Source organism: Pseudolactococcus laudensis, assembly GCF_013449735.1.
In the GTDB taxonomy this organism is placed as follows: Bacteria; Bacillota; Bacilli; order Lactobacillales; family Streptococcaceae; genus Pseudolactococcus; species Pseudolactococcus laudensis.
Genome location: NZ_JACBNY010000006.1, coordinates 18,520 through 36,128, shown reverse-complemented (window position 1 = coordinate 36,128; position 17,609 = coordinate 18,520). Strand labels below are relative to the sequence as shown.

The following is a 17,609-nucleotide window of genomic DNA, read 5'->3' as shown; positions in this document are numbered from 1 at the left end:
TTTTTTATGCTAGAATTAAGGTACAAAGCAACTTGTACGTACAAGTTACCAAAAAGATGACTAAGTCATCATGATTGCAATTTTTGTTTCAAAATCTTAATCTGAGTAGTAGTGGCTTTGGTTTAAAGCCTGTCAACTCAAACTTTAAAGAAGGAGCCCCACCATGGGAAAATTTGAAAAACAAGCTCAGGAGTTACTGGATGCGATTGGCGGCAAGGAGAATATCTCTGCTGTCACGCACTGTGCGACACGTATGCGCTTTGTCTTAAATGACGACGCTAAGGCTGACAAAAAACGAATTGAAAACATTTCGACAACTAAAGGGATGTTCACAAATGCGGGTCAGTTTCAGGTCATTATCGGAAATGATGTTGCTACTTTTTACAACGATTTCTCTGCCGTCAGTGGTATTGAAGGCGTTTCTAAGGAGGCAGCTAAGTCTGCGGCGAAATCAAATCAAAATGTCGTGCAAAGATTAGTCGGTACGTTATCGGAAATCTTCACAACTCTTACCTGCCATTATTGTTGGTGGTTTGATTCTCGGTTTCCGAAACATTCTTGAGGGTGTGCAATTTGGTGGATCAACAATTGTCGAAAACTCTCAGTTTTGGGCAGGTGTCAATAGTTTTCTCTGGCTACCAGGTGAGGCAATTTTCCACTTCCTTCCTGTCGGGATTGCCTGGTCAGTCACACGTAAAATGGGCACAACACAAATTCTAGGGATTGTCCTCGGGATTACGCTCGTGTCACCACAGTTGCTTAATGCCTATGCCGTAAATGGCACATCAGCAGCTGAAATTGCTAAAAACTGGTCATGGGACTTCGGTTTTTTCACCATGGATAAAATCGGCTACCAAGCCCAAGTTATTCCTGCCATGGCTGCCGGTTTCCTACTCGCTTATTTAGAGAAATTCTTCCGGAAACACATCCCAGAAGCCGTTTCGATGATTTTCGTGCCATTATTCGCTCTAATTCCAACGATTATTGCAGCGCATGCTATCATTGGCCCAATCGGTTGGAAAATCGGACAAGGCATTTCCTTTGTCGTGAACACTGGCTTAACATCATCACTTTCATGGCTTTTCGGTGGTATCTTTGGGATTCTTTATGCGCCACTTGTTATTACCGGACTGCACCATACAACACTTGCCATTGACTCACAGCTCATCGCAGACTTTGGTTCAACCAATTTATGGCCACTTATTGACTTGTCAAATATCGCCCAAGGGGCAGCAGTATTTGCAGTCTACCTCTTACACAAGAAAAACAAAAAAGAAGCAGAAATTTCAGTACCAGCCACAATCTCAGCTTGGTTAGGCGTTACAGAACCAGCCATGTTCGGGATTAACTTGAAATACCTCTATCCTTTCGTCGCCGCTATGATTGGCTCAGGTATTGCAGGCATGGTTTCAACACTCATGGGTGTTCGCGCTAACTCTATCGGCGTCGGCGGCCTACCCGGTATCCTTGCCATTCGCGGTGAAGACATGTTGAAATTCACCATTCCAATGGTGATTGCGATATTTGTCCCAATCATCTTGACCTTCTTCTTCCGCCAAGCTGGCATCTTTAACAAAATCGACCTCGTAGGCGCTGGAGATGCAGCCTTTGCAAGTGACCCTGCAACCCTAGAAGGCGCGCAACAAATCGCCAAAACCGAAATTCCTAAACGCACTTTGGTCAATGTGACTAGCCCACTATCAGGTGAAGTTCGTGAGTTAGCAACGGCAACCGATCCTGTCTTTAGCCAAGGCATTATGGGGCAAGGTGTTATCATCGAGCCAAGTGAAGGGGTACTAACAGCGCCGTTTGACGGCATCGTTTCAGCTTTTTTTCCGACTAAACACGCTATTGGTTTGATTTCGGATGCTGGGGTAGAAATTCTGATGCACATCGGTATGGATACCGTGAAACTTGACGGTAAAGGCTTTGAAGCATTTGTCAGCCAAGGTGACCATGTGACACAAGGTCAACGCCTACTCACATTTGATATTGACTTAATTAAAAGTCAAGGGTTAATCGTTGAAACACCCGTCATTGTTACCAACCAAGATAGTTTCCAACCAGACGTTTCAGGTCAGTTACCACGTCGCATCCAATCAGGTGATGACCTACTAACCGCAACAAAAATATAACTGCATACCAAAGGGCTAACCGAAAAGGTAACGCCCTTTTGGCATTTTAAAAACGCTAGTATCGAAAAATAGCGATAGAAATAGAAAGCTTATGACATTTAAAAATCAAGTAATATACCAAATTTACCCGAAATCTTACCTCGACACAACTGGAAATGGTGTCGGAGACCTTCGTGGCATCATCTCAAAACTGGATTATCTAGCTGATTTAGGGATTGATATGGTTTGGCTCAATCCGATTTATCCCAGTCCACAACGTGACAACGGCTACGACATATCAGACTATGTCTCAATTGACCCTGTATTTGGCACCATGTCTGACTTTGAAGAACTGATTCAGGAAGGGAAAAAACGCGGCATTGATTTCATGCTTGATATGGTGCTCAACCATGTATCGACAAAACACGAGTGGTTCCAAAAAGCTTTAGCGGGAGACCCTTACTATCAAGACTTTTTCTTCATCCAAGACGAGCCCACAGACTGGGTTTCAAAATTTGGTGGTAGTGCCTGGGCGCCTTTTGGCGATACAGGTAAATATTACCTCCACCTCTTTGATGTCACGCAAGCTGATTTAAACTGGCGCAATGAAAATGTTCGAAAAGAACTCTTTGATGTCGTCAACTTCTGGCGTGAAAAAGGCTTACACGGCTTTAGATTTGATGTGATTAATTTGATTGGTAAGGACGCCTTACTCAAATCAAATCCTGTCAATGAAGGCAAGCCTGAATATACAGATAAACCGCTAACGCATGACTATTTACAGATGTTAAATGCCGCAAGTTTTGGCAAGGATGCTGAGAGTGTGACAGTCGGTGAAATGAGCTCAACGACGATTGATAACTGTATCTTATATAGCCGTCCTGACCGTCAAGAATTATCAATGACCTTTAATTTTCATCATTTGAAAGTCGACTATGCAAATGCACAAAAATGGACCAAGTCACCCTTTGATTTTGCCCAACTCAAACACCTTTTTCACACTTGGGGTGAAAAAATGAGTGAAGGGCAAGGTTGGAATGCTTTGTTTTGGAACAATCATGATCAACCTCGAGCCATTAATCGTTTCATAGACTACAAAAACTTTCGAGTGAAAGGTGCAACGATGCTGGCAGCCAGTATCCATCTTAGCCGAGGAACGCCTTATATCTATATGGGCGAGGAAATCGCGATGATTGACCCAGATTTTAAATCCATGTCAGACTATGTCGATGTGGAGTCGGTTAATGCCTATCAAGCCTTGTTGGATGCTGGGCATACGCCAGAGCAGGCTTTCGAGATTATTCAAATCAAGTCACGGGATAATTCGCGGACACCGATGCAGTGGGATAATACAGCCAATGCTGGTTTTTCAACTGGAACACCATGGCTGGCAACGGGGAATCATGCGGAGATTAACGTTGAAAATGAGCAATCAGGGGAAGTATATCAGTTTTATAAGCAGTTGATTCAGCTGAGAAAATCTGACCAGCTGATTTCAGACGGTACCTATCAGGCAGCTTATCAAGATGCTGAGCATATTTATGCTTTCATCCGTGAGTTTGAAGGTCGTCAATTGCTTGTTTTGACTAACTTTTCAAATCAAGTTATTGATTTTGAACTGTTAGCTGACTTTGTAGATAGCGAGATTTTGATTAATAATTATGCAACCCATCAGCCTAATCAGTTGCAACCTTATCAAGCCATTGCTTTTACGATTTGATTTATATTTAGTTACTGAGTCAAATATATTTTGTTGTCGTGAAAATATAGTTTTCATTTGACAGCATGTCGCTTTGTGATATAATATAGTCAAGACTTCTAGCGTGAAATCTAACACAAAGAGCTATGTACTGGTATACATAGCTCTTTTTTTGCACTTTTTAAGCGTGTGTGAACAACCTTGTCTAGGTTATTCGTCCTTGTGCATCATCTTATCAATGATAGTAAGCACAATGCCAGCAATGACATTTGCCAATACCTCTAGCGTGAATTCTAACATCTTAAACACCTCCTCCCTAGACCAAGAGGTGTCATTATAAATTATAACATAATAATAAACGATTTAAACAAGGTGAAATTTAAAAGTATGAATTGATCATTCTCGATTTGATTCACGCTTGACTTTTGCATAAATATACAGTAAAATAGACTTATTATTCACTTTAAGTTGCTCTATCCAGACAGGATAGCACGCAGCTGACGACAGAAAGATAGGTCTATTTTATGTTTCAAGGACGTTCATTACTAAAAGAAATTGATTTCACCCAAGCTGAATTAGCATATCTTATTGATTTTGCCATTCATTTAAAAGCACTCAAAAATCAGCACATTCCTCACCAGTATCTGTCTGGAAAAAACATCGCCCTCTTGTTTGAAAAAACATCGACTCGGACGCGGGCTGCCTTTACTGTCGCAGCCAATGATTTGGGCGCGCATCCAGAATTTTTAGGACCAAAGGACGCTCAGTTCGGTAAAAAAGAGTCGACTTCAGACACAGCCAAAGTCTTAGGCGCAATGTTTGACGGCATCCAATTTCGTGGGTTCAAGCAGACCGATGTCGAGATTCTAGCAGCTGAGTCTGGCGTGCCAGTCTGGAATGGTCTGACCGATACTTGGCACCCCACGCAGATGCTCGCAGACTTCATGACCATTAAAGAAATTTTCAGTGATTACACAGGTAAAAACCTCGTCTATATCGGTGACGGTCGAAACAATATGGCAAATTCTCTCCTAGTCACCTCAGCCATTCTAGGCGTCAACATCACGATCATAGCACCAGATGACTTGCAGCCCGCAACTGACATCCAAGCCATTGCGGCATCAAAAGCAGTTGAGTCAGGCAGTCACATCACGATTACCGCTGACACTGCTGCGGCCAATGGTGCTGATATTATTTACACGGATGTCTGGGTCAGCATGGGAGAAGAGGACCAATACGATGAACGAATTGAGAAACTCATGCCATATCAGGTGAATGCCGCGCTTTTTGTGCAAGCTAACAACCCTAACTGTATTTTTATGCACTGTCTACCAGCCTTTCACGATTTGGAAACGACGACAATGCAAGCCATCCACGCAAAATCAGGCTTGACAGAGCTAGAAGTGACAGATGAGATTTTCAAAGCACCTTATTCTGTCGTCTTTCAAGAGGCAGAAAATAGACTGCACGCAATCAAGGCAGTCATGGCTGCGACTTTAGGTCATCTCTTTATCCCAAAAGTCTAAGCTCAAGTTAACACGATAATTTTTAAAATAGGCGCTATCCGATACGCATCAGCATCGGACAGCGCCTATTTTTGTGTCAGTTTGTTACCAATTACGTTGCTATCGTGCTAAATTGGTAATCTTTCTGAGAAAGATTACCAAAATGTAGAAAAAAACGTTGTTATCGTGCGAAATCGGTAATCTTTCTGAAAAAGATTACAAAAATGGTAAAAAACAAGCAATCGTACATAAACCTCAACCTCAACACGAACAAAGCACTGAGCTTTTCAGAAATTTTATGATTCATTTCAGTTATCTGCTACAAATAATTGTATAATAGAAATAGAAGTTTTTTAAGCAGGCAGATAGAAGGATAGACATGAACATCAAGGCAGTTTTTTTCGATTTAGACGGCACACTCTTTACCAGCACGCGAAATGTCGCCGCAACGACAAGACGCGCGATTGTTGAGCTCCACAAAAACAAGACACTAGTCGGCGTCGCCACAGGGCGTGGGCCTGCTTTTGTCCTGCCTCTAATGGAAACGCTGGGACTCGATTTTGCCGTAACCTACAACGGTCAGTACATCTTCACGCCAGAGGCCGTCATCTCAACCTCGCCAATCGACAAGAAAACACTGCGCGACGTCATTGAATTTTCTCGCAAGCACGGCAGAGATGTCTCTCTCGGCATGGCGGACGGTGTCCATGGGAGTGGACTTGTTAAATTCGGTGAAACGCGGACAGCGCAAGTGATTGCAGGCATTTTACCACAAAAAATGTCAGGCTTAACAAAAAGTGGTTTTAAAAATGTCATTAGAAAAATCAAACCCCAATCTAAAAATCTAGCCGATAACATCAGACAGCCAGTCTATCAAGTCATCATGGTCGCAACCAGTGATGAAACAGATGTCATCATGGGCAACTTCCCAGAATTACAAGCCACACGTTCCAATGCCTATTCCGCAGACTTGATTACCAAAGGCAATTCTAAGCTAAAAGGGATTGAAAAAGTCGGGGAAAAATTCGGCTTTGACCTCTCACAAGTCATGGCGTTTGGTGATTCGGATAATGATTTAGAGATGCTGTCAGGTGTTGGACTAGGCATCGGCATGGGCAATGCCACACCAGCCGTCAAAAAAGTCGCTAATTATATCACAGATAATAACAACTCAGACGGTATCGCCAAAGCCCTCTCACATTTTGGCTTGATTAACTTTAAGCATGCCGCAAGTTTCATCAGTAAAGACGACAACTTTAATAAAGTCAAAGAATTTCACCGCGTCATGGACGGCAAGACACAGGAAATGCCGCGTGTCTTTCTACCAGAAGAGGCAAGTAATCGAGCAGGTTTCAAGGCTGAGGAAATCGTCGAATTTCTCTTTGCGGCAGCCAATGCCAATGTACCCGTCTTTGACGAACTGACAGAAAATCTGCACCAGTCGATTGACAAGGCAGCAGCTAAAGTCAAGGCTAAACCGATACCAGAAGGCGAAAACGCCTTGACTGGCGAAGTAGATGCGCTTTTGGACTTACTCTACTTTACCTATGGCTCTTTTGCCCTCATGGGTGTTGACCCACACGCGATTTTCAAAGCCGTGCATCAAGCCAACATGGGAAAAATCTTCCCAGACGGTCAACCACATTTTGACCCAGTCACGCATAAGGTCATGAAACCAGATAACTGGGAAACAGACTACGCCCCAGAAGGTAAAATCGAGGCAGAACTCGAGCGCCAAATTCGCGTCGCTATGAGTAAATTAAGCAAAGCGAAAGACGAACAATAATAACCACCCATATTTTGGATGTTTAGTTCTATGCGCACGACATGAAACAAGTATTGAATACTTGTTTTTTTCTCTTTTCTTTCTGATTAGCAATTTATCGAAAAGTGATACGGAAATAGGCTATGAGCGATTCTGATTAATATCAAAAATCGTTCATAGCCTATTTTAAAATGGTTATTGTTCCAGTACCTTTATTGTTATCAGGTATTTGAATAGCTAGTTTGTTTTGTTCTTTCGATGATTTTGAAATATTGCCACAAAAAAATCTTTTGGCATCACATTAAAATATGTTCAATCTTGGAAAAAGGCGCCATAAAGTGCTTTAATCGCGGCTTTTTCTTGGTCTGATTTGACGATAAACATGACTGAGACTTCTGATGAGCCTTGTGATAGCATTTCAATATTGATGCCAGCTTTGGCGAGGGCGTTAGCTGCACGGGCTGTGACCCCGATATGTTCGTTCATATCTTCACCAACAATCATGATGATTGAGAGATTTTTCTCAAAATGTAGGACATCTGGCTGCAAGCTTTCTGTCAGATTTTGAATAACTGAGCGCTCGATTTGTTTTGTTAAATAACGGTTGCGCATGATGACACTCATATCATCAATCCCTGTTGGCATATGCTCGAAACGGATGCCGAGATTTTCAAGGATATGCAGGACTTTGCGCCCAAAACCGATTTCTCGGTTCATGAGATATTTGGAGATGTTGAGCGAGGTAAAGTCACCATCGGCTGCGATGCCGACAACTGGACTGCCTGTGACGCTACGTTTAGCAACGATTCTTGTACCGGGATGCTCAGGATTATTGGTATTCTTAATCACGAGTGGCACACTTGCTCTGTAGGCGGGTAATAAAGCCTCGTCATGTAAAACAGAGAAACCGGCGTAAGCGAGCTCACGCATTTCCTTGTAGGTGAGTTCGGTGATTGAGGCTGGTTGGTTGATGATGCCGGGGTGGGCGGCGAAGATGCCGTCGACGTCGGTAAAGTTTTCGTAGAGTTCGGCATGAACGCCGGCTGCGATGATTGAGCCTGTGATGTCAGAGCCGCCACGTGAGAAGGTGCAGATGTCGCCTTTTTCGGTGACACCGAAGAATCCTGGGATGACGAGGGTTTCTTCGAGTTCGTTGAGGTAGTTGATTTTTTCGTTACTAGATGGTAGGAGGCGGGCGTTACCTGGTTCAGGTGTGACGATGATGCCGGCATCTTGTGGGTGGATGTATTTGGCGTTAATGCCATTTTCGCTAAAATATTCGGCGATGAGTTTGGCGTTGTTGTTTTCGCCTGCGGCTAGGAAGGTATCGTAGAGGAATTTGTTGCCTTTGATTGGCAGTGTGGCGAGGGCTTTGATGTCTGCAGCAATCTTGGTCATAACGTTGCCTGTGATGCCCAGTTCATCACAAATGCTTTGATAGCGTGCGATAATCCAGTCTTGGTTGGCTGTGATGTCATCACCGTTTTTGTAGGCTTTATAGTAAGCAATCAGGGCATCTGTTACTTTGGTGTCATTGGCATCGCGTTTGCCGGGTGCTGAAACGACGACGAATTTACGGGTTGGGTCGTTTTTGACGATGTTGCGGACTTTTGTGAGTTGTTCGGCACTTGCGAGTGAAGAGCCACCAAATTTAATAACTTTCAAGATGAGATTTTCCTTTGATTGTTCTAAGATGTTGTGACGATTGTGCTACTTGAGGTAGAAACTTATCACAGCTTAGGGGGTGGTATTGTATCATGATGCCGAGCTGTTGCTCGGTTTTTGATTGTATTATATCTATTTTAGCGAAAATTCTGAAAACTTTCAATACGAAATATCAAAAAATTTAGTAAAATAGTATTCATGAGTAAATTTAAAGCGATTATTTTTGATATGGACGGTGTTTTAATTGATACCGAACCTTATTATTACACGAGACGTCAGACTTTTTTAAATGGCAAGGGGATTTCGATTGCCCACTTGTCACCACTTGATTTCATTGGTGGCAATATGAAACAGGTTTGGTATATGATTTTAAGAAATGACTATGATAAGTGGGATGTGCCTGCTTTGAAGGCTGAATACACCCAATATAAGCTGGACCATGCGATTCCTTATGACACACTCTTATTTTCAGATGCTAAGTCTACTTTAGATGATTTGAAAGCCAAGGGCTACAAACTTGGGCTTGCGTCTAGTACCATTAAACTAGAGATTTTAAGGCCGATGAAGATGACGGAGCTATTGCCTTATTTCGAAGTAGTTTTATCGGGTGATGATTTTGAGGAGTCTAAGCCGAATCCTGAGATTTATGAGGTTGCAATGGCGCGGTTAGGTGTGGTGCCGGAGGAGACTTTGGTGATTGAGGATAGTGAGAAGGGTATTGCGGCTGGGGTTGATTCGGGTGCGACGGTCTGGGGAATTAAGGACAATGTGTTTGGCTTAGACCAGTCGCGGGCGGATGAATTGTTTGATAATTTAACTGAGATTGCGGATCGTTTGTAGTCTGCGCTAAGTTACCGCCTCGAATCGTTGAAAAAACGGCTAAAACATGGTAAAATGAACCATTATGACTTAGTTGTTAGGTATCAAAAAGCGCTGATGACTGTGTTAACAAAAGTCAGCGACTTCAGAACGGGGTGGGTAGACGTGAAACGTTATGAAAGATTTTTACCACTTATTATCATCATTTCGATGACGGTGGTGTATTTATGCGAAGTGATTATCTTGCGCTTGGCAGAATTTCAACAAACTGAGCTGGTCTTATTGCTAGTTGTGAATTTGATTGTGATGTTTATTTTATTAGCGCGCGCGCGAGTGTTGACAGCTAAGAATCTGGATACCATCCGTGCGCTGAATGAAAGCGCAGAAAATTCTCTGAACGCGACACTCGACACGATGCCGATAGGCGTATTACGGTATTCTGAGTTTGATTATACGCCCGAGTGGTTTAACCCGTATGTCGATATTATCTTTGCCAATGATGAAGATAAATTAGAGGCCGATAAAATAAAGGAAATTGTGCAGGATATTGATGATCAAGGCATGCAATACTTGTCTGTCGGACAAAAAAAGTATGCGGTTAAAGTTGACCATAAAAAGAAACTGCTTTATTTTATAGATGCGACCAGTGAGGTTGTGGCGAAAACGATAACGCGTGAAAGCCGTCCGGTGATTGGGATTATCTCAGTCGATAATTATGATGATACGACTGATTTGATTTCTGACAGTAGTCGAACGATTATTAATAATTTCATTGCGACGAAAATCGATGCTTTTTCTAACAAATATAATGTTTATATTAGCCGGTATAATGCCAGTCGCTACTATGTTTATACAAATTATCTATCTTTGAAACAAATCATGGATGATAAGTTTGAGTTTGTTAACGCTTTTCGTGAGGAGGCGACAGAAAAAAACTTCTCTCTGACCTTGTCTATCGGGATGTCCTATGGTTTAGAAAACTTTTCTAAGATTGGTAAAACAGCGCTTGATAACTTAGAGTTGGCACTCGTTCGTGGTGGTGATCAAGTGGTGATTAAAGAAAATATCAACACAGCCAAACCAATTTATTTCGGTGGCAATTCAGCCAGCCATATTCAGAAATCTCGAACACGAGCGAGAGCGATTGCGACAGCACTTCGAACGATTGTGTTAGAGTCTGAGAACGTCTTTGTCATGGGGCATAAATACCCAGACATGGACGCATTGGGTGCAGCAGTTGCTACGAAGATTTTCGCCAATATGAACGATAAAGAGGCCTTTGTTGTTTATGATGAAAAACAACTTTTGCCTGACGTTGAGCGTGCCATTGCCAAGCTCAATGAATCAAAAGATGGCTTTGCCCACATTATCCGAATGGATACGGCACGCGAGCTGAAAAAATCAAACTCATTGTTGATTATGGTTGACCATTCAAAAACAAGTCAAACCATGGATTATGATTTCTATAAGAGTTTCGATAAAGTCGTAGTGATTGACCACCACCGTCGTGATGAAGACTTTCCGAAAAATGCCTTGCTGACTTACATCGAGAGTGGGGCATCATCAGCCTCTGAATTGGTTGTCGAAGTCTTACAGTACCAAAATGACCAGAAACAAAAAATGTCCAAAGTCGAGGCATCGATTGCCCTTGCAGGGATTTCAGTCGACACACAGAAATTTTCTAAAGGCACGACAGCTAGGACCTTTGAGGCAGCATCATTCCTCCGTTCGCAAGGTGCAGATAACAATCTTATCAAAAAATTCCTTGCGACAGAGTTCGACAAATACAAGAAGATTAATGAAATTGTCCTCAACGCTGAATTTCATGACAACATTGCCATAGGTGTCGGGCTTTACCGCAAGATGTATGACAATGTTACAATCGCAAAAGCAGCGGATACACTTCTAAATATGGTGGGGATTGATGCCTCCTTTACGATTGTCAACCATGAAAATGGTTATGTGGCTGTTTCAGCTAGATCGTCAGGAGACTTCAATGTGCAACGTATCATGGAAAGTTTTGGTGGTGGCGGGCATTTCAATAATGCGGCAGCACAGATTTACGAGAAAACCCCAACTGAAGTGAGAGAAGATTTACTGAAACTCTTAAATCGCTCCGGAGAATAAAAATAAAATTAAATAGCGTAAAGCTTAAAATGGTGTAGACTATCTAAGGGAGGCAAGGCATGGCTTTTAACAACCAAGATAAAAGAACACGTTCAATTGCGAGTAGCGGTATTACGTTTGGCTGCGCACTAGCGATCGTCATATCTTATGTCAAGTGGCACAGTATCGCTTGGGCCTGTATCCATGGTTTGTTGAGTTGGGCATACGTCATTTATTTTATTATAAAAGGGTATTGAGTCAGTTTAGGATTGAAACAATTAGTAATGAAGGAGATATAAAATGAAAGTCATTTTTTTACAAGATGTTAAAGGTAAAGGCAAACGTGGTGAGGTGAAAGAAGTCCCAACTGGTTTTGCCCAAAACTTTTTAATCAAAAAAAATCTAGCCAAAGAGGCAACAGGCAAAGCTATGGCTGAACTGAAAGGTCAAGTCAAAGCAGAGCAAAAAGCAGAGGCTGAAATTTTGGCAGAGGCACAAGCGCTTAAAGCTGAACTTGAAAAAGAATCAACAATTGTTGAAATCAAAGAAAAAGTTGGAGCAGACGGTCGCCTCTTTGGTGCCATCAATTCTAAAAAAATTGCAGATGCGCTCAATGAGCAATTCAACCTCAAACTAGATAAACATAAAATTCAATTAGAGTACCCACTTAAAGCTATCGGCTTGAAAGATGTACCAGTTAAATTGCACAAAGATGTAACGGCAACGATTCGCGTTAAAATTTCGGAGAAGTAAATGGCAGATATTGATGTGCTCAAGGCCCCGCCTCAAGATTTAGCAGCTGAACAAGCTGTCCTTGGGGCGATTTTCCTTGATAGTGACCGCTTGATTGAAGTATCAGAATACGTCACAGCTGATGATTTTTATAAGACATCGCACAAGATTATTTTTCGCATCATGTTGCGCCTACAAGATGAGCGCAGCCCAATTGACGTCTTAACCGTCCATTCCCTCTTGGAAAACCAAGGCGATTTGGAAACAATCGGTGGTATTTCTTATATCGCTGAATTGGCAACGAGTACGCCAACAGCAGCCCACGCGGTTTTCTATGCCAAAATTGTCGCTGAAAAATCCTTACTACGTAAGTTAATCAGCCAATTAACTGAATCAGTCGAGCGTGCCTACTCGCAAGAAGAGGCTGCCGATGACATTATCGCTGAGGCAGAAAAAGGTATCGTCGCCGTCACAGAAGGTCGGACACGTTCAGGATTTCGTAAAATATCTGAAATCATTGACACCAACTACGACGAAATTGAGCGCCTTTCCAAGCTAAAATCAACGGTAACCGGCATTTCGACTGGCTTTCCATCACTCGATGAAAAAACGACCGGTCTGCATGAAGGCGAGCTAATTATCCTAGCCGCCCGTCCAGCCATGGGGAAAACCGCCTTTGCCTTGAACATTGCCTCAAATATCGGCAAACTCGGACAAACTGTTGCCATCTTCTCACTGGAAATGGGCGCAGAAAGTCTAGTTAACCGAATGGTTTCATCAGAAGGATTAATTGATGCACATTCTTTGCGAACAGGTAAGTTAACCGATGATGACTGGAGTAATTTAATTATTGCACAAGGCGCCTTGGCGGATAGAAGTATTTACGTCGATGATTCGCCCGGTATTAAAATCACAGAGATTCGAGCAAGGTCACGAAAATTGGCCCAAGAGCAAGGCAATCTAGGCTTGATTTTAATTGACTATTTGCAGTTGATTTCAGGCACAGGTAAAGAAAACCGCCAACAAGAAGTATCAGAAATCTCACGGCAGTTGAAAGTCTTAGCTAAAGAATTAAAAGTCCCTGTCATTGCGCTCAGTCAGCTCAGCCGTGGTGTTGAGCAACGAGAAGACAAACGGCCTAAATTATCAGATTTGCGGGAGTCAGGCTCAATCGAGCAAGATGCTGATATTGTTGCCTTTATTCATCGTGAGGCTTATTATCAAAACGCCAATGATCCAGAAGTCGAAATTGATAATAAAGCTGAGATTATATTTGCTAAGAACCGGTCAGGTGAAACTGGCACTGCCGAGTTAATGTGGGTGGGGCAATTTACCAAGTTTACCAGCATTGACACGCATCATGAAGCAAGTCAAGGCTACTAAAATCTAGTGTAGATTTTAGTATGCCTTTCATGTTATAATAGAAATACTGTAAAAAGTTCACAGCATGTGAACTAAGGAACTGTAAACAAATAACTTTCACCTTTTTGACGGCAAATTGCCTGTTGTGCAACACTATAAATATCTCATGTAGCCAGCTATAATAGGATTTTTATACCTTGTTCAATGGAAAATTGCCTTGACAAAAAGGAGACTTTATTGGCTTACAATACCTAAGGAAATCAAAGAAACGAGAGCGATAATGGATAGTCAAGAAGTTGGAAAAATCATTGAAATTAAAAAAGAAGTAGCCTCACATTTAGGTGAAGATGTTGAGATTACAGACCATTACGGTCGTAAACGTGAAAATCGTCATAAAGTGACCTTGACAGAAGTTTTTGATACACATTTTGTTGTTGAAAAAACATTGCCACGTGGTCAAAAAATCGTTGAATCTTATATGTACGCTGACATTTTAACGCAGTCTATGTTGATTCATTATAAAGGATAAGGCAGTCATTTGATATCAGAAAGAAAGGAGGGGTCTATCAGCATGATGCAAGGCAACGAAGCAGATTGGCACTACGTGCCACTCAATAACTCATTTGGTCAAAGTGTGAATAACGTTTTTTATGCAACTTTTGGTAGCCAAAAGGCATTCGTAAAAGTCAATGCTAGCCCTCTTCTGGCATCAATTTCACAAGTAGGTTTGACGCCAAAAATTATTTGGACCAAGCGCAATAGCAATGGTGACATGTTAACGGCACAATCTTGGGTTGACGGCGTGGTCCTTGCAGCAACTGAAATGGGTGATATGCAAGTCAATCAAACGCTTGCTACCCTCCATCACAGTAAAATGCTAGTAGAAGCCTTCAAAAAATTCGGCAACGATGTGACCACACCTAAACAATTGGTGGATAAATTACATCAACATGCACATAGAAGTTTGATCCACAATTCCTACTTGTCGAATGCCTTATCAGAATTACGCGAAGCGACACCTAGGTTCGACGCACAAAACGCTGTCGTCGTCCATGGTGATGTTAACCACCACAACTGGTTAAAAAATGACCATAGTGGTAAAATTTACCTAGTAGACTGGGATACGGTAGCTTTATCAGATGCCTTTGTAGATGTTGCACATCTGTTGAGCCACTACATTGCCCCGAATCAGTGGCGGGAATGGTTAGAATACTCAGGTTATCGGGTGGATGAAGAAACATTTGTTAAAATAAAATGGTATGGGACACTATCATTTTTAAAACAAATCAACGAAAATTTATGGTCTGATAATTTACAGGCTGCGAATTTAGAAATTCTAGGTTTGCGAAATTTTTGTAACATTTTTAAATAATGTATGGGGAGACTAGCGTCTCCTTGTTTCAGTTAAAGGGAAAAAGTTTAAACCAGGTGTTTAAGCTTTTCTACTCAAAAAATATAAATTGCGTCATGCGTTGACATAGGAGTGAAAGAAAAAGATGCGAGTTAGAAATCGTAAAGGCGCCCCAGAAATGATGGCAGCCAATACCCAATATGTGGTTGAAAATCCAGAGGCCTTTAAAGGTAAATGGGCAGAGAAATTTGGTAATAACCATCCTATCCATATCGAAGTTGGTTCAGGAAAAGGGGCGTTTATTACTGGCATGGCAGAACGACATCCAGATATTAACTATATCGCTATTGATATGCAGCTGACGGTCTTATCCTACGCTTTGGATAAGGTCCTTGAAATGAATCTGCCAAATGTGCAACTCTTGCATGTTGATGGTAGTAGTCTAACCAATTACTTTGCGGATGGTGAAGTCGACTTAGTTTACTTGAATTTCTCAGACCCGTGGCCTAAAACACGTCACGAAAAACGTCGTTTGACTTACAAAGATTTTCTGAAAACCTATGAAACAATTTTAGTTAAAAATGGGCAAGTCCATTTTAAAACAGATAACCGTGGCTTGTTTGAGTACTCTTTAGCATCAATGAGTCAATATGGTATGACCTTGCAGCAAGTATGGTTGGATTTACATGCAGATACCGAATTTTCTGAAAAAAATGTCATGACAGAATACGAGGCAAAATTTTCTTCTAAAGGCCAAGTAATCTACCGCGTGGAGGCGCAGTTTTAATATATGAAATGTCCTAAATGTCAATCAGAAGAATCAAAAGTCGTTGACAGTCGTCAGGCTGAAAATGCGATTAGACGTCGCCGAGAATGTGAAAATTGCGGCAACCGTTTCACAACCTTTGAGCGTATTGAAGAAATGCCCTTGTTAGTCATCAAAAAAGATGACACCCGCGAAGTCTTTAACCGTGATAAAATTATCACAGGGATTGTTCGCAGTGCCCGAAAACGACCAGTTTCTTCTGAGTCAATTGAAAAAGCGGTGGAGCGTGTTGAGCGCAAGGTTCGGATGCTTGCGGAAAATGAAGTTCATTCTGACACCATTGGCGAGTTTGTTATGGAAGAGTTGGCAGAACTAGACGAAATCACTTATGTGCGTTTCGCGAGTGTTTATCGCAGTTTTAAAGACGTTAGCGATCTTGAAGACCTCTTGCGTAATATTACGAATAAGAATAAATAGATAAAAGATAAAAGCTGATAATGAGCCCTACTCACTAACAACTAAGTAAGGAAGTGACCATGCGTCCTATTGATAAATTCACAGTTAAAAACGCTGACAAAACCAGCTTTGATGCCGGTGTTTTTGTCATGTTCTACCAACCGATTATCGGACGAGAAAGTTTCGCTTTGTACCAACTCTTGCGTGCTTTTCCAAATCACAAGGGTCGCCTGTCAGACTTACTCAATCATCTTGATTACGGCCTGAATGACCTGATTAATGGTTTTGACCAACTATCAGCCTTACATCTACTAGACATTTATGAGGACCATGGCGAGCTGACGCTTGATTTACAAAGCCATTTGACACCGGAACTTTTTCTGGCAGATGGTCTGTACAAGCAATTGCTAACGGATAAAATCGGCCAACCTGCTGTTGACAAATTGGTGAGAGAATCTGACTTTTCAGGTCAAAAAATCTCTAAAAAGTTTTCAGATGTCTACCGTGTGGCGGAAGTACCTGAAACACCAGTCATATCAGTTCCTGCAGATACGACATTAGATCTAGCAGCTTTCAAGGCAGCCATGCAAGATCAAGTCGTCAAGTTTGCCAATGAAACCAAGGACACGTTAGCACTTTATGCCTTAGCAGATAAATTTGACCTTGATTGGTATAAACTCTTTAAAATCGCAGAAACGACAAAAAATGCCGACCAAACGCTCAACACAGCCAATATGTCTCGCCATTTAATCGCACAAAACCAAAAACAACCACGTTTATTAGACTTCTCAAAAGCCGAACAAGCCTTAATCAGAACAGCCAAGTCCGAAAAACCAGAGGCACTGCTATCGCAAATTAAAAAACGCCGTTTTGACGGTCATCCGACCCAAAAAGAAAAGCAACTCCTCGTGCGCCTTTCACGTGATGGCGTCGCACCAGAAATCCAAAATATGCTGATTATCTACTTTTTGGAAATTCGAGGTTATTCTAATGTCTCAGACTATATAGAAGAGCAGGCTAACCGCTGGAAGAAAGACCAGGTGACATCAGCCGAACTCGCAGTCAAGTGGTTGGCAACCTATCAGCGCAAGCAGACAGAGAAAGTACAGAAAAAAACAAAACCCCAACAAAAAGCAGCACCCGTTGGAAGTAAAACACCGGATTGGTATGACCCTGATTATAAAAATGAAACCAGTACTGATCAACAGGCTGAGCTCGAAAAAATCAGACGTCAGGCACTCGAAAAAATGAATGGTGGAGAATAATATG

The 17,609-nt window shown here is 41.9% G+C and carries 13 protein-coding genes and 1 pseudogene; 13 read left to right on the top strand and 1 reads right to left on the bottom strand.

The genetic code is table 11. The features are described 5' to 3' along the window. Positions 1-163 precede the first annotated feature (163 nt). The 4 genes and pseudogenes from treP to HZR21_RS04990 all read left to right on the top strand — a co-directional run bounded on the left by treP (position 164) and on the right by HZR21_RS04990 (position 7,104). Positions 164-2,135: pseudogene (gene treP, locus HZR21_RS05005) on the top strand (PTS system trehalose-specific EIIBC component). A 91-nt stretch (positions 2,136-2,226) separates the two neighbouring features. Beyond that, on the top strand, positions 2,227-3,834 hold the full coding sequence (gene treC / locus HZR21_RS05000) for an alpha,alpha-phosphotrehalase (RefSeq protein ID WP_180746709.1): 1,608 nt from the start codon (positions 2,227-2,229) through the stop codon (positions 3,832-3,834). A gap of 503 nt (positions 3,835-4,337) precedes the next feature. Beyond that, positions 4,338-5,339 (top strand): ornithine carbamoyltransferase, encoded by a 1,002-nt coding sequence (argF, locus tag HZR21_RS04995; protein ID WP_180746708.1) that lies wholly within the window; start codon positions 4,338-4,340, stop codon positions 5,337-5,339. A gap of 358 nt (positions 5,340-5,697) precedes the next feature. After that, positions 5,698-7,104 (top strand): Cof-type HAD-IIB family hydrolase, encoded by a 1,407-nt coding sequence (locus HZR21_RS04990; RefSeq protein WP_180746707.1) that lies wholly within the window; start codon positions 5,698-5,700, stop codon positions 7,102-7,104. A gap of 291 nt (positions 7,105-7,395) precedes the next feature. Here HZR21_RS04990 and HZR21_RS04985 read toward each other — a convergent pair whose 3' ends face one another. Then, a complete protein-coding gene (locus HZR21_RS04985) occupies positions 7,396-8,748 on the bottom strand; it encodes an aspartate kinase (protein WP_180746706.1) in 1,353 nt (450 codons plus the stop codon). Positions 8,749-8,946: 198 nt separating this feature from the next. Between HZR21_RS04985 and HZR21_RS04980 the strand changes: the two genes are divergently transcribed. The 9 genes from HZR21_RS04980 (at position 8,947) to HZR21_RS04940 (ending at position 17,605) form a co-directional block, all read left to right on the top strand. After that, a complete protein-coding gene (locus HZR21_RS04980; protein ID WP_180746705.1) occupies positions 8,947-9,588 on the top strand; it encodes an HAD family hydrolase in 642 nt (213 codons plus the stop codon). Positions 9,589-9,615: 27 nt separating this feature from the next. After that, a complete protein-coding gene (locus HZR21_RS04975; RefSeq protein ID WP_246307809.1) occupies positions 9,616-11,694 on the top strand; it encodes a GGDEF domain-containing protein in 2,079 nt (692 codons plus the stop codon). A 279-nt stretch (positions 11,695-11,973) separates the two neighbouring features. Continuing rightward, positions 11,974-12,426 (top strand): 50S ribosomal protein L9, encoded by a 453-nt coding sequence (rplI, locus tag HZR21_RS04970; RefSeq protein ID WP_003138328.1) that lies wholly within the window; start codon positions 11,974-11,976, stop codon positions 12,424-12,426. Beyond that, positions 12,427-13,788: a replicative DNA helicase gene (gene dnaB, locus HZR21_RS04965; protein ID WP_180746704.1), complete on the top strand. Its 1,362-nt coding sequence runs from the start codon at positions 12,427-12,429 to the stop codon at positions 13,786-13,788. A gap of 259 nt (positions 13,789-14,047) precedes the next feature. Then, positions 14,048-14,296, top strand: coding sequence for a Veg family protein (locus HZR21_RS04960; RefSeq protein WP_180746703.1), 249 nt, complete (start codon positions 14,048-14,050; stop codon positions 14,294-14,296). A gap of 42 nt (positions 14,297-14,338) precedes the next feature. Continuing rightward, positions 14,339-15,139, top strand: coding sequence for a phosphotransferase family protein (locus HZR21_RS04955; RefSeq protein WP_003138331.1), 801 nt, complete (start codon positions 14,339-14,341; stop codon positions 15,137-15,139). A gap of 124 nt (positions 15,140-15,263) precedes the next feature. Beyond that, complete coding sequence (trmB, locus tag HZR21_RS04950) at positions 15,264-15,905, top strand: tRNA (guanosine(46)-N7)-methyltransferase TrmB (RefSeq protein ID WP_003138332.1); 642 nt, start codon at positions 15,264-15,266, stop codon at positions 15,903-15,905. 3 nt (positions 15,906-15,908) lie between these two features. Beyond that, positions 15,909-16,361 (top strand): transcriptional regulator NrdR, encoded by a 453-nt coding sequence (gene nrdR / locus HZR21_RS04945; RefSeq protein ID WP_003138334.1) that lies wholly within the window; start codon positions 15,909-15,911, stop codon positions 16,359-16,361. 59 nt (positions 16,362-16,420) lie between these two features. Beyond that, positions 16,421-17,605, top strand: a complete 1,185-nt coding sequence (locus HZR21_RS04940; RefSeq protein ID WP_180746702.1) for a DnaD domain protein — start codon at positions 16,421-16,423, stop codon at positions 17,603-17,605. Positions 17,606-17,609 lie beyond the last annotated feature (4 nt).